At 44.3% G+C, this 21,103-nt stretch carries 11 protein-coding genes and 1 pseudogene; 6 read left to right on the forward strand and 6 right to left on the reverse strand.

Annotated features, from left to right (window positions below; all coding sequences use genetic code 11):
- Positions 1-135: 135 nt before the first annotated feature.
- Together QT994_RS24175 and QT994_RS24180 are read right to left on the reverse strand one after the other, a co-directional pair.
- On the reverse strand, positions 136-951 hold the full coding sequence (locus QT994_RS24175; protein ID WP_333179055.1) for a class I SAM-dependent methyltransferase: 816 nt from the start codon (positions 949-951) through the stop codon (positions 136-138).
- A 144-nt stretch (positions 952-1,095) separates the two neighbouring features.
- Complete coding sequence (locus QT994_RS24180; protein WP_333179058.1) at positions 1,096-2,661, reverse strand: ABC transporter permease subunit; 1,566 nt, start codon at positions 2,659-2,661, stop codon at positions 1,096-1,098.
- Between the two features lie 271 nt (positions 2,662-2,932).
- Here QT994_RS24180 and QT994_RS24185 point away from each other — a divergent pair, with 271 nt between their 5' ends.
- Positions 2,933-3,505, forward strand: a complete 573-nt coding sequence (locus tag QT994_RS24185; RefSeq protein ID WP_333179086.1) for a Uma2 family endonuclease — start codon at positions 2,933-2,935, stop codon at positions 3,503-3,505.
- 238 nt (positions 3,506-3,743) lie between these two features.
- Positions 3,744-4,493, forward strand: a pseudogene (locus QT994_RS24190) (IS1 family transposase).
- 514 nt (positions 4,494-5,007) lie between these two features.
- Here QT994_RS24190 and ffh read toward each other — a convergent pair.
- Positions 5,008-6,447 (reverse strand): signal recognition particle protein, encoded by a 1,440-nt coding sequence (ffh, locus tag QT994_RS24195; protein ID WP_333049520.1) that lies wholly within the window; start codon positions 6,445-6,447, stop codon positions 5,008-5,010.
- Between the two features lie 64 nt (positions 6,448-6,511).
- Here ffh and QT994_RS24200 point away from each other — a divergent pair, with 64 nt between their 5' ends.
- Positions 6,512-6,676: a hypothetical protein gene (locus tag QT994_RS24200; protein WP_333049519.1), complete on the forward strand. Its 165-nt coding sequence runs from the start codon at positions 6,512-6,514 to the stop codon at positions 6,674-6,676.
- A gap of 196 nt (positions 6,677-6,872) precedes the next feature.
- Here QT994_RS24200 and QT994_RS24205 read toward each other — a convergent pair whose 3' ends face one another.
- On the reverse strand, positions 6,873-7,652 hold the full coding sequence (locus QT994_RS24205) for a calcium-binding protein (protein WP_333179060.1): 780 nt from the start codon (positions 7,650-7,652) through the stop codon (positions 6,873-6,875).
- Positions 7,653-8,290: 638 nt separating this feature from the next.
- Between QT994_RS24205 and QT994_RS24210 the strand changes: the two genes are divergently transcribed.
- The 3 genes from QT994_RS24210 (at position 8,291) to QT994_RS24220 (ending at position 17,101) form a co-directional block, all read left to right on the forward strand.
- On the forward strand, positions 8,291-10,678 hold the full coding sequence (locus QT994_RS24210; protein ID WP_333179064.1) for a GAF domain-containing protein: 2,388 nt from the start codon (positions 8,291-8,293) through the stop codon (positions 10,676-10,678).
- 317 nt (positions 10,679-10,995) lie between these two features.
- Positions 10,996-16,449, forward strand: a complete 5,454-nt coding sequence (locus QT994_RS24215; protein ID WP_333179067.1) for an AAA family ATPase — start codon at positions 10,996-10,998, stop codon at positions 16,447-16,449.
- Between the two features lie 220 nt (positions 16,450-16,669).
- Entirely contained in the window at positions 16,670-17,101 is a 432-nt protein-coding gene (locus tag QT994_RS24220) for a hypothetical protein (RefSeq protein WP_333049514.1), read from the forward strand.
- Between the two features lie 60 nt (positions 17,102-17,161).
- On the opposite strand, the gene QT994_RS24225 is transcribed toward QT994_RS24220, so the two are convergent.
- Positions 17,162-17,584 carry a DCC1-like thiol-disulfide oxidoreductase family protein gene (locus QT994_RS24225; RefSeq protein ID WP_333049512.1) on the reverse strand — a complete coding sequence of 141 codons (423 nt, stop codon included), beginning with the start codon at positions 17,582-17,584 and terminating at the stop codon, positions 17,162-17,164.
- Between the two features lie 98 nt (positions 17,585-17,682).
- Complete coding sequence (locus QT994_RS24230) at positions 17,683-20,754, reverse strand: PAS domain S-box protein (RefSeq protein ID WP_333179070.1); 3,072 nt, start codon at positions 20,752-20,754, stop codon at positions 17,683-17,685.
- Positions 20,755-21,103: the final 349 nt, after the last annotated feature.

The raw sequence follows: 21,103 nt of genomic DNA on the forward strand, positions 1-21,103 counted from the left end.
TCATATTTTTTGGCAATTTTACTAGCTTTTCCATTTTAACCCTTTTGCGACATATTCGCCAAAGTGAGATGCACCCGTGCGAGCGTCCTCGTCACAAGCTTTCATGCACGCGAATCAATTTGAGATTGGGAGTTTTTAGGACATATTCTCTAACGTACAAACAAAATAGAACTTAAACAGATTAGATTCTAGAGAACGGCGAGGGCGATATTGTGCGTGCAAATCGGCAGTCGAAAAGTCTTCAATAACTTTGAGATTGAGCTCGTCAGCCAAAGTGGCAATTTTGTCAAACCCAGTAATCCACGGTGCATACATACTTTCGTATTGATCTATGTAATCATTGATATCTTGGTAGCCCGTAGTTCTCAAAATTACCTTTTCCGACATATAATCAAAGGACACTCGAAAATTATCAACATTGTCGCGAATTTGTTCTAACACAAATATTACATCTTTTTTGTCAAGCAAGGTAGTGTTGCCTTCCCACAAAAAATATGTCGGTCGAGTGAAATCAAATTCACTCTGTTTCAGCAAGGAGATTAAACCGTCTTTTACGTAATCGCCGGGACGGTAGCGAACATTAGCAGTAACTTTGTGAGCTTTGAGAGTTTCTGCTTTTAATTGCAGTGTCGCAGGGTCGTCTATTTCAAAATAAATCACTCCTTCTCCATTAATTCGGGCAGCACGAGTATCCAAACCCGAACCTAAAATAACTATTTGCTTGCACCCTCCTAAAATTTGATTAGACAAAACATCATCAAAATATTTAGTCCGCAACTTAACCATTTCTTTGGCTGCCGGAGAGTTTTGAGATATTTGGGCAGCTATTTCTTTTGTTTCCTCATTCAGCCAGATTTTGACTACATTATCAGTATAGAGAGGAATGGCCTCTTCATTCTCTTCTGCTCTAAATTCCGCAACGATAAAAGCAGTACCAGTTACATTTTTCATGGCTAATCTTTCACCCTTACTAAGTATTTGGTTAGAAATAAACATTAGATGAGGAGGGGAGTTTTACACTCATAAACTCCCTTGTATCCTAGATTATTAGCTAAACCCGCTTACAAAATACTATGTTTTTTTGTCCTTACCTACTTATTGACTTCTCGCATCTGCTAAAGACTCATTGCTCGCTTCACCATCAGAATGCAGTTCAGCTTGGTGGATCTTATCAGGAATCAGCCCCTCCGGCCGCACGAGCATCATGACAACAAGAGTTAAGCCGAATAGGAATAAGCGCATTTGAATCGGGTCTAAACTGGTGGCCAGAAAGTCTTGTAACTGGGGACTTGCAATCCTGGGGATTACAAAAGTATTCAGAAAACCCTTGAGGACTTGCGCTAATCGTGGCAGATAAAGTCGATCGGCAGACATGATAATGATAGCGCCCAAAATCACCCCGGTCATGTTGCCCAAACCGCCTAAAATCACCATACACAGGATGATTACCGACACCGAGAAATCGAAAACGCTGGGGAAAATCGCGCTGATATAGGCGGCGTAAAATGCGCCTGCAAAGCCCGAAAACGTCGCTCCCATCGCAAAAGCCGAAAGTTTGGTTTTGACCAGGTTAATGCCCATCGCACTAGCCGCTAATTCATCTTCGCGCATGGCATTCCACGCCCTACCCAAGCGGGAATCTCGCATCCGCGAAATCATGAAGTAAGCGAAGACAACTAGCAGTAAAATTAGGTAGTACCAGGGAAAGTAGTTGCCGGTGCTGAAAGTGCCGACGATGGGGAGAGATGGACGCCCGATCGGGTTTATTCCCGCTTCGCCACCGGTGAGGTTAAAAGGTCGATCGCACCCAACCAGACATAGCACCAACTCGGGTTTACCCAAAACAGCCGCAACAATCTTCGAGACTGGTTCGTCGATCCGAATCGCGGTTAAATTCCTAAAGACAACCGGGATAATTTCGCCAAAACCGAGGGTAACAATCGCCAAATAATCGCCCCTGAGTCGCAGTGTGGGAATACCCAGGATTACGCCCGCGATCGCAGCTACACCCGCCGCGATCGGCAATACCACCCAAAAGTTCCAAGCAATATTTAACTGCCCAGAAGATAGCAAAGCCGTCGTGTAAGCGCCGATCGCAAAAAACGCCGCATATCCCAAATCCAACAAACCCGCAAAACCCACAGTAATATTCAAACCCAGCGCCAACATAATAAAGATTTGAATCTGTACTACAGTAGCAATCCAGCCAGTCTGAGCCTGAATGTCGATAAACGGAAACAGAATTAGAATAAAAGCTAATGTCACCAGAGTTGCCAGCCGCTGGCGTTCCCCCTGCAAACCCTGCAAAGCACCCATTAACGTCGCTGTCAAAAGTGCGATCGTCAAACTGCAAATCCCGTACAGCAGCGTAGTCGGCAAAGCAACAGCAGATTGACCAGAAAAAGGTCTAATCAAAACCCCTTCTACCACACTTGCAACTAACAGCCAAACTCCCAATCCCAATCCCGCCAAACTGCCGATAGTCGCACCCATTTTCGTGCTGTAAACCTTCTGCTCTCGACAGCTCATAAAGCCCGCAGCCGTACCCATCAGCCAGCCGATCACAGTGCCGCTCCAACCACCGAATAACAAAACAGTCAAAGAGGCGATCGCCCCTAAAAGACCACTCGATTTGATCGCATTAATTATTTTTTTGGACATAGGAATAAATTATTAGTCATTAGTCATTAGTTATTAGTCAGCAGTCAGTAGTTAGATGCAAGAATGCTAGGAATCACAGTTATAGATGCGACTGACGCGGGCAGTGCCAATTTCTGCCTCAATGAATGTGATCGACTGCTTATCGTGGAAACGGTCGATCGGACTAGCTACAGTTTAGAGTCTTTTGAGTTCGATTATTGCACCAAAAGTGACGAAACTTCAAATATACTGGAACTGTTACCGCAACACACTTCAAACGGGCGATCGCTATATGGTACAAGCACCTCAAAAAACTATCACTCTGGACGAGTTTTTGCAACTCCCAGAAACCAAACCCGCTAGCGAATACATCAACGGTGTCATTTTACAAAAACCTATGCCGCAAGGAAAACACAGCACAATTCAGGGAGAACTCATCACGAGGGTTAATGCAGCGGGCAAACCTCAGCGGATTGCTTGGGCATTTCCAGAACTTCGCGGCACCTTTGGCGGACGTTCTATTGTGCCCGATGTCGCGATTTTTGTTTGGAATCGTATTCCCCTAGACGCTGACGGCGAAATTGCCAATACATTTAATGCTCACCCAGACTGGACAATAGAAATTTTGTCCCCAGCCCAAAGCCAAACCAAAGTTACAAACAATATTTTGCACTGTTTGAACGCCGGTTGCCAGATGGGTTGGTTGGTCGATCCGGAGGAAAAAAATATTTTAGCCTATCCCGCAAGGCAGCAACCGATTTCACTGCAAGAACCAACAGATATACTTCCGATGCCCAATTTTATGCCGGAAATGCAGTTGACTTTAGGCGAAGTTTTTGGCTGGCTCAAACCAGGGAATATTTAATTGGGCCTACAGTATTCCACTCAATTGAGAAGCGCTATCTTATACTTGGAAATAAAAATTCAATGTTGGCGATCGCCCCATTAAGTATTTTTTCAGTAGTAGGAAGATGACGGCGAACCCTGACTATTTTTCATCCTTAACATATAGTTAAAGCTCGCGTTGCTAGGCGTTGCTGAACTATGGTATGATGAAGTTGTCCTCCGAGCGTCAAAAATAACACATATTTAAAAGCAATATTATGCAATGTCCTGAATGTAATTCAACTCATATTAATAAAAATGGTCATTAAAAAGGCAAACAGAATTATATTGCGTACCAGGCAAAAAACAATTTATAGAGGCTTATAAACTTAAAAGAGGATATCCGGAATAAGTTAAACGTGAATGTCTCAAAATGTATGTTAATGACGGGGGTTTTCGACCAATTGAAAGAGTCATAAATGTCTATCATACTACAATCATTAATGGGGTAAAAGAAGCCGGGAAAGTCTTACCAGATTTTTACAAACCAGAAACAAATCCCGAAGTGGGAGAATTAGATGAATTACAAACATTTGTGGCTTCAAAAAAAAACAAGACCTGGCTGTGGACAGCGGTAGATCATTTTAAGCCAGGTATTTTAGGAGGGGTTTTAGGCGACCCTAGCGCCAAAACTTTTGAACCACTATGGGCGGAGGCTAGCAAATGGAAATGCTACTTTTATGTAACAGATGGCTGGAAAGTTTACCCGAATTTTATTCCGGAGGGAGACCCAATTATTAGCAAAACCTATATGACTTGCAGTTGAAGGTGAAAATACAAGACTCAGACATTACTTGGCTCCGCTAAAAAGAAAAAGTGTTTGTTATTCTAAGTGTGAAAAAATGCTAGGGTATCCAATTAAATTACTAATTCATTATCTAAAATTTGGAGATGTTCCAATTCCCCATCAAAATCCCGGAAATCATTTTCGACTCCCCTCCCGTATTTTTGCTCGTATCATACCCTAATTCAGCAACTCCCTAATTTATTGCTGTCCCTGTGTATTCCTGTCTGTAATTTTAAGTTTTTATTCACTGATATGGATACTTTTTTGGGTGATGGTGACGACCAATCAGGTTTGGAGATGTCTCAGCAGATGATTTTATACCAACGGCTCAACTTGAATGTAAACTCGTGTCTCGAATGCCACTCTTTTAAGCATTTATAGTGAATATATCTTGTAGTTATCACCATTGTTGGGGTAGATTCAGGCCACCCACACCCCATGTGAAAGTTGGGGTGCGGAATGTGGGTTTAATTTGAATTCGCTTTTGTTCTGATCGTTTCCTGAGCGGGCGCTACCGGGCACTACCAAGGAATCTTGGGCTGGGTGGGGCGGGTTTACGAGATTATCGGTTTTTGGCTATTATTGTTGGTGAAACCCGCCCTACAAATTTTTGATCATGGTGCAATCTATCTGTGGGGGCGGGTTTACAAGATTATGGGTTTTAGGCAATTATTAGTGAAACCCGCGCCCGCTTTCTACAACTGTCCGAAACCTTTTTTAGGCTTATCTTTTTTCTTTTTCTTCTTCTGCTGGGTACCCATATAGCCACGGGAACCGGGCTGCATTCCGGGGCCACCCATTCCTGGCATTCCGGGCATTCCTCCCATGCCGGCGAAGTTGCCTTGACTCATTTGCTGCATCATTGTACGCATTTTCTGGAAGTCGCTGACAAGCTTAGTTACGTCGTTTTCAGCGTAGCCTGCGCCTTTGCCGATGCGGCGGCGGCGGGATGGAGAACTTGCTAAAAGTTCAGGGTTGCGACGTTCTTCAATTGTCATCGAATTGATCATGGCTTCGGTGCGTTTTAGCTGCACTTCTCCCTGCCGCATTTGTTCATCTGAGAGTTTGTTCATCCCCGGAATCATTTTCAGGATGCCGCCGAGGGAACCCATATTTTTTAACAGTCTGGTTTGTTTGAGAAAGTCGGTAAAGTCAAACTTTGCCGTGAGCATTTTCTCTTGCATTTTCTCGGCATCGGCGATGTCGAATTCTTCTTGCGCTTTTTCTACTAGCGTCAAGACATCGCCCATGCCAAGTATTCTCGATGCCATGCGATCGGGATAAAAAGGTTGCAAGGCTTCCACTTTTTCGCCGACTCCGACAAATTTAATCGGCGCGCCGGATATTTGCCGTACGGATAAGGCTGCGCCGCCGCGGCTGTCGCCGTCTAATTTGGTTAAGATTGCGCCGGTAATGCCGATTTGTTCGTGAAAGGTGCGGGTTAAATTTGCTGCTTCTTGGCCGGTCATGGCATCAACAACTAACAGCGTTTCGTGGGGTTGTACTGTTTGTTTGATGCGGCCCAATTCTGCCATCATGTCTTGGTCGATTTGCAGGCGGCCTGCTGTATCGACGATGATGGTATCAATGCCGATTTGTTTGCCGTGTTCGATGCCTTGGCGGGCTATTTCTACGGGGTCAATGTCTTTGCCTAATTCAAATACTGGTACGTCGATTTGTTTGCCGAGTGTGAGCAATTGGTCGATCGCGGCTGGTCGATAAATGTCGGTTGCGACTAGCAGTGCGGTACGATTTTGTTTGCGGAGGTGCAGCGCTAGTTTGGCGGTAGCTGTGGTTTTCCCGGTTCCTTGCAAACCAGCCATGAGGATCACTGTGGGCCCGGATTCGGCGGTGGCGAGGGGTACGTTGGTTTCCCCCATGACGCGGACGAGTTCGTCGTGGACGATTTTGATGAATTGTTGGTCGGGACGGACGCCTGAGACGACTTCTGCGCCTTGTGCTTTTGCCGCTACCTCTCCGATGAAGTTTTTGACGACTTGGAGGTTGACATCGGCTTCCAGGAGGGCGCGGCGGACTTCTTTGAGGGCGTCTTGGATATTGGACTCGGAGATTTTATTCTGTCCGCGCAGTTTTTTCCAGGTGGATTCGAGTCGATCGGCAAGGGCTTCAAACATAGGGCAATGTAGGCTAGTCAGTATTTTTAATTTTAGGCTAAATGGGAGTTTTTGGAGTGGGGTTTTGCTGAAAGTTGAATGTTTTTATTTTCTAACCGCTGATGAATGCGGATTAACGCTGATGGGTTTGGATGTTTTGAAGTTATTTAATGTTGGTTTTTATGTATTCTGCGATCGCTGGTTGGACTGTGAAGAGGGTGCGATCGCCCTTTTGGACTTTTTCGATTAATAACCTCCGTCTCAAGAATTCGACGGCTTTGAGGAATGATGAGCCTAAAAAATCTCTAAACGGATAAATGTTTTAATATCCATTTTGCAAAGTACGGTTGCGTATAGATTGATCGCCCGCTATCTGTAGGGACACGGCAGTGCCGTGTCTCCTACCCGGAAGTAGCTCGATCGCCCGTCTAATTCCCTACCAATAACTACGCTAAAAACTGGAATTGAGAACCGTTAACTGCCAAAGCAAAAGGACTTGCCTGTTCAAATGCACCAGTAAGTTCAAAGCTGTTGGTATTTAAAACTACCCCCACAATCTGTCCGTCTCTGCGGCTGCGAATCACCATATCGTTGACAATTCCATCGTTTTCGTAAGCAATCAAATTGTCGTCAGTAAAGAGGAGGTCTAGTTCTGTTAAACCGTCAGTCAAACCGATGCGATCGCCATCGTCAAAGTTAAAATCGGTAATGACATCTGCTCCATTGACTCCAAATCCTTCGTTGCTTCTGATCACAAATATGTCAGCACCGGGGCCTCCGGTGAGCACGTCAACTCCCCGATCGCCCACTAAGAAATCGTTGCCCTCATTGCCGTCTAAATCGTCGTCTCCTTGCCCTCCCCGCAGAATGTCGTTCCCGGAGCCTCCAAAGATAATGTCGTTTCCGGCGTCGCCCCTAACTACGTCGTTGCCCTCATTTCCATCCAGGCGATCGTCATCTTTCCCGCCGTAAATTATGTCATTTCCGTCGCCACCACCGATAATATCATTGCCGTTATTTCCTAACAGACGTTCGTTGGAATCCGATGAACCTCCTATAGTATCGTTGCCATCGAGTCCCCAAACTCCCCAAGGAAAAGACGACAAATTTCCATCCGCTACGTCAATCTCATCTGGTGTAGCGAAGGCCAAAAGACGTGGTCCGCCACCAGCAAATACAGGAAATCCAGTCAGATCGCCGATGAGATTGTTAACCGTTAAAGCCATAACTATGTCCTTTTAAAAATCCTGTTAGCTGTATTATACATTTTAATTATTCCCTTGCCAAATAGCAAGGATGTTTGGATTGGGAGCGCAACTTTTATTTCCTCAATTAATGACAAGCAACTTGTTGGTCTATATAGCAATCCTCGCATCATTTGGAAATTTCTTACTCCCCCCCTTAATAAGGGGAGGGTTGGCGTGGGGTAAAAAGTTTACTAATCATGTAGGATTGCTATAGTCAATTACAATTACCAATACTTCCGCTACGCGAGCGTATAAGTTACCAATTACCAATTACCAATTCCCAATTACCAGGGGTGTGCTTCATTCAACCCCAACCTGCTATATATCTGGCTTCCGAGTGAAATAGCATTAGTTGCTGACACTATCCGCTACTGTCTACCGCTTATAATGGGTGTTACCCCCCAGGCGGTAAACACGTTAATATCACCTATAACGTCGAGACTGAGAGGTTGTTTGTGAATAAAAGTAAAAGTCCCTGGGCCCATCCTCCGAGAAAACACCCAGTTTCCGATACCCACACACAAATTTTACAAACCGGATCTAAGTTGTCTACAAACCCTTAATCGCCGATCGCTAATATTCTTTGGCAAAATCCACTGCTTTCAGGTGTTTTACTCATGTCTACTCCTAAATCGTCTTCGCCTCAAAACAACAACAACTCCGTAAAAGCACGGCCAGCTACAGATAGCGTCCCAAAAGAGCAAGACAGTAACAATCTGCCCAGCGAACCAAGTATAGAACAGCTACTGGAAGCTTTGGCCGGCCAAGTACCTAGTCAATCTGCTGAAATGGAACGCTTGAAAACGTGGAAACAAGATTTAAAGCGACTGTTTCAATTTCTTGGCGATCGCCGCGTTTTAATCGCAGTAGTGGAACCGGGAACTTTTGCCCTGCGTTATGCTAACACGGCATTTTGTCGCTTGGCCGGTTGGGAGGAAACGTCTTTGGCAACTCAATCTACCAACGGTTGGTTTGCAGAAACCCACCTCACTCTGCTGGAACTGTTCGAGGATTGGGGTGGCAAAACAGCAGAACAATTGTACCGTCGCCACCTTTTGCACTGGGTATTTAAGCAATATTATCAAATTGACATCGACGGTTTGCGGGTGCTAGACGAACCTGTGACGGCGAGTGTAAAAAACCCCAAACACCCAGAACCCAGATTTATTGAATTTTGGCTCGGTTCGGAACAGTTAAAAATTACTCGGATTGACTCAAAAATAGATGAATTTGCGGATGTTCCTTTAAAATTAATGCCTGTTGCGGAACGGGAAGCTTGGCTGATGCAGCCGAATCAACTGGAAAAGTTAGCCGATCGATTGCAGTTGGATAATTACCGCGTAGAAGGTTTGCTGCTGCTAGAAGGTTTTGATGTCACCGTGCAGGAGCAAATTCGCCGTCTGACTCAGTTATTGATCGATCGAGATTCGATGCTGCGACCTGACAAATTTGAGAGAATCGATCGGTGTTTGCGATCGCTCTTCAATGCTGACGGCACTTTGCTGCTGCGCCTCGACGGCGAACAGGTACAGCTATTAGTTGCAAAAGACGGCCAACATTTGCAGCCGATTCTTTATTCAATGCACTCTCTAGAAGCTTCTCACTTGTTGAAGGCCACAGCAGCAAATCAAGTTTGGAACGTGCCAGACTTGCGTAGGGAGTGCGAAACCGAGTGCGATCGAACTTTGCGGAGAATGGGAACTCGATCGATGCTGCTGGTGCCCCTGGTAGTCAAATCTGTCAGCCGCGAGGGGTGCGGGCAGCGGATTTTGGGCGTCGTGGGGGTGTTGTGCGATCGGCCCAACCACTTCAACGGCATTGACGCTCAACACGCCCAAGAACTCATTCCCGCCTTCATTGCAGCCCTCCGGCAAGCCATCCACGAGCGGTTTACCCACATTCACAACATCCACCCCGCAGTCGAGTGGCGGTTCGCTCAAGAAGCAGAAAGGCGAAGTTGGGGACTGCCCCCAGAAACAATCGTATTTGCTGACGTTCATCCGCTGTACGGAATTTCGGACATTCGTGGTTCTAGCGACGAAAGAAACCGAGCCATTCAAACTGATTTGCTCGAACAATTCCGCTTAGCTTTAGTCATAGCTGATGCCGTTTGTCAAACACAAACTACCCACCTCGGCGAGCAACTGCGGCTCGACTTGCTCGACTACATCCAGCGTTTAAAACAAAAAGTAACAGTCGATATGGAGGTGCGAGCAGCCAACTATTTAAACGAGCATTTAGAAGTATATTTTGACTATTTTGTGCAGTGCGACCCCAGGGTTCAGGCAGCCGTTGAAGCTTACCAAGCAGCCTGTGAAAACGAACACAACTGCGTTTACAGCGATCGCACTCGCTACGACCAAATGCTGAACCTCATCAGCACCAAACTCCAAGAAACCTGGGCCCGCTGGCAAGAAAAAATGCAGCAAATTCTTCCCCACTACTGCGACATCGAATGCACCGACGGCATGGATCACATGATTTATGTAGGAAAATCGATCGACCCCAAATTTAGCGAGTTTCACCTGCACAGTTTGCGGTACGAACAACTGCGAGCAATTTGCGACTGTGGCCGCACAATTTTTCGCCTGCAAGCCGAGTCTCAAATTAACATGGAACTCGCACATTTAGTCTTAGTGCAGAATACCACGATCGACATTTTTCACAACGAAAACACCGAAAAAATGTTTGATGTCAAAGGCACTCGCGACATTCGCTACGAACTTGTCAAAAAGCGGATCGAAAAAGCCGTGGACAAAGACGCACAAGAGCGAATTACCCAGTCAGGGATGTTGACTGTTGTTTATTCCACCGAGGAAGAGTGGGAAGAGTATCAGCAATACTTGCGCTACTTGTCTCGCGAAGGTTGGGTAGAAACCAAAGTTCAGACGGGTATGGTAGAATCACAACAAGGAGTCAGCGGTTTAAAATTCGCCCGCGTGCGTATTTTGCCCGAGCCAGAATCTATTTCTACTATCTGTGAAGTTACCGTAGTCAGCGATTGATAGCCCCTCCCCCCGAATACTCTTAAAAAGCGTGGCTTCGATCGCTCCCATCCCCTTCTGTTTTAGGCGGAGTGCGAGCGCTCCCCTCCTAGTTTTTTTAAGCGTGGTTAGGGGGAACAAGAGCATTCTGGACTTCCACACAAGACTGATATTACATTTAAGATTTTTGTTGACACCAACGAGCACTGCCGCGCTTTCACCTAGTAAATCTTCCGTGTGATTGGAACTCGCCAAATACACACTCTGAATCACACAAAATCCAGATTAAGTAGTGTTAATCTAACAATAATTAGCTCCGGAAAATTCTCACTTAAGTTATGTTAACCTTATCAGAATACCAAATAAATTCTACTCTGCACGAAGGCGTCGAAACAATCATCTATCGCGGACAAACACCCACAGACGGGCCCGCAGCAATTCTGAAAGTCCTCAAAGCCGAATATCCCACACTCGAAGCAATTACTAGGCTCAAACACGAATATCAAATACGCCAGAATTTAGACAGTCAACACATCGTCAAAGCCATCAGTCTCAAAACATTTGACCACCGATTAGGAATCGTTTTAGAAGATTTTGGCGGGGAATCCCTCGCAAAACTGCTGGAAAGAGAGACCTTGAGTCTGCAAGCAAATTTAAACATCGCCCTCCAAATAGTCAAAGCCATACAATACCTGCATTTTGAACACATTATTCATAAAGACATTAAACCCAGCAACATTATAATTAACTCGCAAACAAAACAAGTAAAACTCACCGACTTCGGCATTGCCACACAACTCAACAAAGAAAACCCGCAATTTAACAATCCCCACTCAGTCGAAGGCACATTAGCCTATATGTCACCGGAACAAACCGGGCGAATGAACCGCACCCTCGACTACCGCACCGACTTTTATTCTCTCGGCATCACCTTGTATGAAATGCTGACAGGAAAATTGCCTTTCCCCAGCAACGACCCCTTAGAAATAGTTTATAGCCACATTGCAGTTCAACCAATATATCCCCATCAAATCAATTCTGAAATACCTGTCGCCCTTTCAGAAATAGTGATGAAATTGATAGCAAAAAATGCCGAAGATAGATATCAAAATGCGGACGGATTGTTAGCTGACTTGAAAATTTGTTTGCATCTGTTAGAAACCACCGGACAAATTGCCGACTTCATCCCCGGACGCTTAGATATTCTCAGCCAATTGTTAATCCCCCAAAAATTGTACGGTAGAGAAAATCAGGTTAATGAATTGCTAGCAGCATTTGAACGTGTAAGGGTGGGTTTAGTCAACAATTTGTTAGAAAAGCCAACAGCCTTAGAACAAAATACGCCCGCATCAGGAAGCAGCGAATTAATGCTAGTATCAGGCTACTCAGGCATCGGTAAATCAGCCGTAGTCAACGAAGTTAGCAAACCCATTACTAGGTCAAAAGGTTACTTTATCAGCGGCAAATTTGACCAATTCAAACGCAACATTCCTTATGCCTCATTAATCCAAGCATTTAACTCCTTGCTGCGGCAATTACTAACAGAAAGTGCAGCTTCATTAGAAATATGGCGCACTAAAATATTAACAGCATTAGGAACAGACGGTCAAGTAATTGCTGACGTAATTCCAAAAGTTGAATTAATCATCGGCAAACAGCCCGAAGTCCCAGAACTAGCCCCTGTAGAATCGCAAAATCGCTTCAATCGGGTCTTCAAAGAATTTATTCGCGTTTTCGCCCAAAAAGCACACCCCCTAGTTATCTTTTTAGACGATTTGCAGTGGGCAGATTCAGCAACATTAAAGTTGATGCAAATACTGATAACTGACCCTGACCAGCAATATTTGTTGCTAATCGGTGCTTATCGAGATAATGAAGTTAGTCCGACCCACCCCTTAATTGAGACTGTAGAAGAAATTGAAAAAACTGGTACAATAGTCAACAATATCGTGTTGCAACCGCTGGATTTAGCAAATGTGACTCAATTAGTCGGTGAAACACTTAACAGTAGCACAGAAAAAGTAAGCAGCCTAGCAGAGTTAATCTGGAATAAAACGGGCGGCAATCCTTTTTTCTTGACGCAATTACTCCAAGCACTTTATCAAGACTATCTTTTAAGATTTGACTTTAATCCCATTCCAAATGAGGGAATTCAAGGTGGCTGGTCTTGGAATATCGATGAAATCCAAGCCATTGGAATCACCGATAAAAGTGTGGTGGAACTGGTAGCCAGTCGCATTGAAAAGCTGCCCGCACCCACGCAAGAAATGTTGAAGCTAGCAGCTTGCGTGGGAGATAAATTTGCTCTCGATGTGCTGTCACTTGTTCGCGAAAAGTCAGCTAATACTACAGCAACTGAACTTTATTCAGCTTTGCAAGCCGGGTTAATTCTGCCCTTGAGCGATGCTTATCGCATTCCTTTAGTTTTCGATCGAGCCGAATCCATCAATCTCAAGTTAGACACTTCGCGCGTTAGTTACAAATTTTTGCACGATCGCGTCCAGCAAGCCGCATATTCGCTAATTCCAGAAGACCAAAAGCAATCCACCCATTTAAAAATTGGTCAGTTACTATTACAGAATACTCCACCAGACCATCTAGAAGAAAACATATTTGATATCGTCAATCAATTGAATGTCGGAATTGACACGATTAGCCAGCCCGCAGAAAAGACGCAGTTAGCAAAATTAAATTTAACTGCTGGACGCAAGGCAAAATCGGCTGCTGCGTATGAAGTGGCTGTTAGGTATTTGCGGGTGGCTAGGGAATTATTGCCAGCGGATTGTTGGGAAAGTCAGTATGACTTAACGTTAGCAATTTGTGAGTCAACAGCAGAAGCTGAATATTTAAACAGCAACTACGAAGATTCAAAAAAAATGGTCGATATCGTACTGCACAAAGCTCACTGTTTACTAGAAAAAATTAATGTTTATGAACTTCAAATTCAGGCTTACAATGCTCAAAATAGACTCGTAGAATCACTAAATACAGGACTAGAAGTGCTGAAACTGTTAGGCATTTCTTTTCCTCAAAACCCTAACGCGCTAAATATTGTGGCGGGACTGATTAATACAAAACTGAGCTTGGGATTCAAACGAATTGAGGATTTAGCTAACTTGCCAGAAATGACCGATCCCGACAAACAAGCAGCTATGCGGATTTTATCAGGGATTCTCAGCACTGCTATTCAGGCTAAGCCCCGACTGGTACCGCTGCTTACATTTATGATGGTCAAGCTGTGCATTAAATATGGTAATTCGCCTTACGCGAGTATTGCCTACGTTTATTATGGCGTAATTCTGTGCAGGGTAGGGGACGTTAGTTTGGCATACAAATTTGGCCAACTGGCAATTAGGCTGTTACACAAATTTCCATCCCGTTCCATCAAAAGTAGAGTTTATGCAGTCTTTGGTTCTTTTATTCAACAATGGAAAACCGATATTAACTCAGGATTAGGCGATATCAAGGAAGGTTTTCAAATAGGGATGGAAACGGGAGAATTGGAATATGCGGCTTATTCTATTAATGTATATTGTACTTATAAACTGTGGATGGGAGAGCCTCTCGCTCAGGTTGAAGAGGAGACAGGTAAGTATCTGAAACTAATGCAGCAATCTCAACTAGAAATGGCTGTACAGTATATAAGTGTAGAGAGACAGACAGCCCTCAATTTGTGTGACCAAGCTGTCGAACCATGCTATTTAGTCGGCGAGAGCTTTAATGAATTAAAAACGCTCCCGAATTTAATAGAAGCTAAAAGCTTTATGGTGGTTTGTGTGGCTTATAATGCCAAAGCTATGCTTAATTTTATTTTCCGAAACTACGCGCAAGCATTGGAAAATTCAAGGTTATTCGAGAAATATGAAGAAGCCGCAGTCGGTCTTTATGTAGTTTCCGTGAATAATTTTTACTACTCTCTCAGTCTCCTCGCTTTGTATCCCCAAGCTAGCAAAGGGGAGCAAAAGCACTATCTCAAAAAAGTGGTATCTCTCCAAAAAAAGATGCAAAAATGGGCCGTTCATGCTGCGATGAATTATCAACACAAATACGACTTGGTAGCAGCGGAAAAAGCGCGAGTTTTAGGGCAAAATACCGAAGCAATGGAATTGTACGATCGCGCTATTTCTGGAGCATCCAAAAATGGTTACATCCAAGAGGAAGCATTAGCTTATGAATTAGCAGGAGAATTCTATCAATCTTTGGAAAAACACATAATTTCTCCAGCATACCTTACCAAAGCTTATTATGCTTACATCCGCTGGGGAGCAATTGCCAAAGTAAAAGACTTGGAGTTGAGATATCCTTTCTTAGTAGCACAAGCGCGCACAACAGAAACCCCCACCCTCGATATCACCAGCAGTACCACGGGAAATACTACCAGTAGTAGTTTAGGCGATTTCTTAGACTTAGCTACTTTTATTAAGTCGGCGCAAGCCATTAACGGTGAAATGGTTCTCGAAAAATTGTTGACAAAATTAATCAAAATTATTTTAGAAAATGCGGCGGCTCAAAAAGTAGTGCTGCTGCTGCTGAAAAACGATATCCTCTGCATAGAAGCTACTGGCACTTTTGCGGAGAATCAAGTGACACTTTTACCGTCTCTTCCAGTAGAAAATCGTCAAGATGTACCCCTGTCTGTGATTAATTACGTACACCAGAGTCAAAAGCATCTGGTTTTAGACAATGCAACTGTCGCCGAACCTTTTAAGGTGGATGCTTATATTCAGAAAAATCAACCCAAATCAATTCTCTGTTTGCCGATTCTTTATCAATCTCAGCGGCGCGGAATAATTTATCTAGAAAATGCTTTGACGGTAGGAGCTTTTACAGTAGAGAGAGTAGAAGTATTCAAAGTGTTAATTTCTCAAGTTGCTATTGCCGTAGAAAATGCTGGTTTGTACGCGCGGGAGAAAGAAAAATCTCAACAGTTAGAAAAATCTTTCAATGAACTGCAACAGGCGCAACTGCAACTCATTCAAAGCGAAAAAATGTCTGCTCTTGGCAACTTGATTGCAGGGGTTGCTCACGAAATTAACAATCCGCTTGGTTTTATTGCGGGCAATCTTGATGCTGCTGCTGAGGCTAGCTTAGATTTGATTGATTGCTTACAACTTTACCAAGAAAAATTTCCTAATCCTGGAGATGAGTTAGAGGATAAAGCATCGGAGATTGATTTAGAATATTTGATCGAAGATTTGCCAAAAATGCTTTTATCTATGAAATCAGGTACAGAGCGCATCCGCAATATTAGCAAGTCTTTGCGGACTTTTTCCCGCGCTGACAGTGCGAATAAAGTGTCAGCAAATATTCATGAGGGCATCGACAGCACTTTGATGATTTTACAGTATCGCCTGAAAGCTAAAGATACTCGCCCCGCGATTAAAATTATCAAAGAATATGGAGATATCCCGCCAGTTAAATGTTATTTTGGGCAACTGAATCAGGTATTTATGAATTTGCTGGCAAATGCGATCGAGTGTTTTGACGAATTCAATCAGGGTCGTACTTATGCTGAAATTGAAGCTTTACCGAATACGATCGCCATTATCACTCAAGTCTCCGAGGATAGCAACAGCGTGGTGATTAAAATCAAAGATAACGGTCAAGGGATGTCATCGGAGGTCAAGTCGAAAATATTTGACCATTTATTTACTACTAAAGGAGTAGGGAAAGGTACGGGTTTGGGGTTGTCTATCAGTAGGCAAATTGTGGAAGAAACCCACGGGGGTAAACTGACTTGCGAATCGGTGCTGGGAGAAGGTTCGGAATTTGCGATCGCCCTGCCACTTTGATAAAATTTATTCACCCCCCTTACGGAATCAGTCATTGCCAATTGTTTAATCTCACATCTCAAATCTTAAATGGTATGACTGGTGCCTAACACACACTTGGAAATTTGTCAATTCCTAAATATCTATCAAATAGTCCACAGTTCACTGTTTAAAGCAGGCAGTATGCAGTTACATTGTTAGCTAAATCATGTAATAACTGTATTTGATAGGAGTTTATCGAGTGAACGCTGCCGAACAAGCCAAAAATATAGAAGTTGCCAGCAAAATTGCTGCGGTTGTTAATTTATTCAAGTCCCAATTCCCGGATGCAAAAGTCGATTTGAAACCTTGGATGAATGACCAGGATACCAGAGAACTTGTTGATCCAGATTCGATCGACATTGGCTTCCATTTTCCCGGTAGAAGCCGCTTGTTGCAAAGCCGCAGCATCTTGATTCAAATCCGATTTTACCAAGATCCGGTGGAAGGATATCGGCGGGCGATCGGGGTTGAGGCCGCCGGTTACGATCATAGCGGTCAACAGTGGCACTTTTCTACTGTGGAAAATTGGAATTTTCTCGGCCAAACCGAACCTGCGGTGGAGTCGGCGCAAAAACTCAAAGACTTTTGCCAGCAGATATTTGATTTGTTTAATCAGTCATTCGGCGATTGAAATCGCTTCTACACGAACGAAGTCCGCCGACGCGGACTAAGAAATAAGCTGGATTTGGTATTAGTCCCGATTGTCGCAATTGTCGATCGACCTACAGCCAACCGCATAAACAGATTTGTAAGTAGTCGATCGCTTGCCAAACAAAGTATAGCGGTTATCGCGGACTTGTTCGTACACGCGATCGCCCATCCACTTCATCCCCGGCATTGCCCGATAAGCAGCCACAAACACCTCGCCAGCAGGCAATATCCGTCCGATTTCCTCCGCCGCATCGCTGCCCTGCCAGCGCCGTTCCGGGGTGTTGCTATCTATCAAAATCATCCCCATTTCGCAGTCTTGAGACGTAATCCCAAAGCGATTTAATTCCTCTAAATCTTGCATGGAAATATACTCAAAATTCTGGCCTTTATCTAAATTTTCTAGTAACTGCACCAAGGTAACGCATAGATTGCAATTGCCGTCGTAAATTACGTTATATTTCATTAGTTGACTGTTGACTGTTGACTGTTGACTGTTAACTAATGACAACTGACAACTGACTACTGCCAACTGCCAACTGCCAACTGACTAAAGACTACTGACTACTGACTATTCCCCACAGGAATCTCGATCGCAAATTCCGTGCCTTGACCCGGTGCAGAATCGCACTTAAGCAGCCCGCCGTGTTTTTCTACCACAATTTGATAGCTAATCGACAGCCCCAAACCAGTACCTTTACCAGGTTCTTTCGTAGTAAAAAACGGATCGAACAGCCTTTTGTGAACATCTATCGGAATCCCCGGCCCGTTGTCAGCAATCCGAATCACAATATGAGAAGGATGCCGCATTGAATCATCAGAAATAGCAGAATCTGCCTGCCTCAAAGCATCCTGTTCATATTTTACATCCGTACAAATCCGCAGCGTCGGCGAAGGACAATAAGGAATAGGCGCCAGTTGTCCCTCTGCCCACTGTCCAGTCTCCATTGCCTCTTCCAAAGCATCAATTGCATTGCCAATAATATTCATAAAAACCTGATTCAACTGTCCTGCATAACACTGTACGCGCGGCAAATTGCCGAACTCTTTGAGCAGCGTAATTTTCGGATGTCCTGCCGTTTCTTTAAACCTGTGCTGCAAAATCAACAAAGTGCTTTCAATCCCTTCGTGAATATCCACTTGCTTTTGTTCGGCTTCATCTAATCGCGAAAAATTCTTCAGTGACAGCACAATTTGGCGAATTCGCTCGGCTCCCATTTTCATCGAATTTAACAGGTTCGGCAAATCTTTGAGCAGAAAATTTAAATCTACATCATTTATCTCTTGTTTAATTGCCGGTGTGGGGTGCGGGTATTCCTGCTGGTAAAGTTGCAGCAGCTTTAGCAAGTCTTTAAAGTAATCGTCAGCGTGCATGACGTTGCCGTAAATAAAGCTAACTGGATTGTTGATTTCGTGAGCAACGCCAGCGACTAATTGCCCCAAACTTACCATTTTTTCATTTTGAACCATCATGCTTTGAGTTTTATGCACGTCCCGCAGGGCTTTGGCCAATTCTTGATTTTTAGCCCTCAATTGACTTTCGGAAAGTCGCACCGCTTCTTCTGCGTGTTTGCGATCGGTTATATCTTTGCGAATTGCTACATATTGATGGGGTTCTCCCCGAGAATTTAAGAAAGGTACAATCGTAGTATCCAACCAGAATAAGGTGCCGTCTTTAGCTTGATTTTTCATTTCTCCCCGCCAAACATTTCCCTGGCGGATTGTTGACCAAAGCTGCTTGAAAAAATCGGCTGGGTGATAGCCACAATTGACAAGCCTGTGAGTGTTGCCGAGCAGTTCTTCCCGAGAATATTTAAAGAGTTCACAAAATTGGTCGTTGACATAGGTAATGGCGCCGAATTCGTCGGTAGTCGAGACAATCGCCGATTGATCTAAGGCAAATTTTTCAAATTCTAATTCTTGGAGAGTTTGGCGCAATTCTGCTTCGGCTTGTTTGCGATCGCTAATATCGGTAATCATCCGCAACACCCCGGAAAATTCGTCATCAGCATCGAACATCGGCGTCGCCGACACGATCGCCCACAAATGAGAGCCATCTTTGCGAGTAAACTGAAAATCGTGGCGTTCGCGAATGCCTTGCCGCCTGCGCTGCACGTAACTTTCTGCTATTTTCCTAGAGTCGCAGTCTATAAATTCAAATAGCGATCGCCCCAGCATTTCCTCCACAGTATACCCCAGCATTTCGGCCATCCGACCGTTGGCAAAAGTCGTGATACTTTCGGCGTCAAACATCCAAACGCCCTCGGAAGCAGTCTCGACGATGCAGCGGTAATAACTCTCGCTTGAACTGACTGTTGCCTCTGCTTGCTTGCGATCGGTAATATCCGTTTCCACCGCAATATAACCTTCAAGTTTTCCATTTTCTTGATAAATAGGAGCGATCGAAAGCGCCACCCAATAACCCTTTCCATCCTTCCTGTAATTGTAAATTTCCTGATTGAACGGCTCGCCGGCCTCCAAAGCCGATCGCAATTGAGCAATAGTTACCGGATCTGTTTGAGGGCCTTGCAGCACATCACCCGGTTTTTTCCCCTGCATTTCTGCCAGCCCGTAACCGCTAATCCGAGTAAATCCTTCATTCACCCATTCAATGCAGCCTTGAGCATCCGTAATCATCACACCATTTTGCGTTTTTTGAGCCACGATCGCCAACCGCAACAATTCTGTTTCAGTTTTTTTGCTCTCGGTAATATCTTGAGCAATACCCAGAATGTACTTAGGCGCGCCATAATCATCAAACAAAGGAACTTTTTTTGTGTGCAAAATCCGCTTTCCCCGGCGCGGAAGTTGGATAGTTTCTTCTGGTAAATCGATGCCTTTGCCCGTGGCAAATACTTCTAAATCTTGTGCTTGCAAGTAATTAGCCTGCTCTGCTTCCAACAAATCAGCAGCATTGTTTCCCAACACTTCATCGCTGGAATAGCCAAACAATTCTTCGCTGGCAGCATTCCAATAAATAAATCTTTGTTCCACAGCATCTTTAATAAACACGCTAACTGGCAGATTTTGCAGTACCGCATTCAGAAAATGTTGAGTATTTCGCAAGTTTTCCTCAGCCCGCTTTCGTTCAGTAATATCCAAAATCACTCCGTCGAGATAGACAACCCGAGACAGAGAATTTGCTATCGGCGAAACCGGCGAAACCACAGCCGACAAAAAGCCCTCCATTTCCCCTTGTCCCTCTTGTTTTCCTCTAGCCTCTTCCGCCTCGCAGCAAACAGCTTTGCCTTTTTCGTAAACCCAGCTAATTTCGCCGTCAGCCCGGACAATCCGGTATTCAAGGATGTACGAAGTTCTGGTTGCTACACTTTTTTTGACAGTAGCATCCACATTTTTGCGGTCTTGAGGATGGATAATGCTGGCAAAAGAACGGATGCGATCGTTGATAAAATCAGAAGAGGGATAGCCTGATATTTCTTGAACAGCCTCGCTCAAAAACGCCATTGTCCGTGTTAATTCCCCGTCGTCCGTATACTCGCAGGTACAGCGGTAGACAGCACCGGGAATATTAGCTACTAAATTTTTATATCGTTCTTCGCTTTTTAACAAAGATGAGCCGTCTTCGTTATTGTGATCGCCGTTCTTAAATTTAGAAGAATTGGAAGAAGTTTGCATGGTTTTTTTTTTCACTTGTGAGTGCGGGGGCAAGTGGTAGAGTAGATGACCCTATAAAAAGTGAATTTAATGTGCGAAATAATTCGATATAAACTAATATAGTACAAAATTAGTTCTGCGAACCTTCAGAAAATTTGAGGGCGGGTAATAGGTAAAGCTAATCAAGGCTATAGATATAGAAAACAGTTCGGAAAGGCATTGTGTAACGGATTTAATGGATTTAACTCACGCCCACAGCACCATTCTCGCTTAACAGGCCCGACGGCCTGTTCCACAACAAGTGCATTTTCTTATGGCGAGTAGGGGTTGGGCCGAAGAGTCCGCCCATAAAAAGCTTATTGAGAATGGT

The sequence above is a fragment of the Microcoleus sp. S13_B4 genome (assembly GCF_036700885.1).
GTDB lineage: Bacteria > Cyanobacteriota > Cyanobacteriia > Cyanobacteriales > Microcoleaceae > Microcoleus.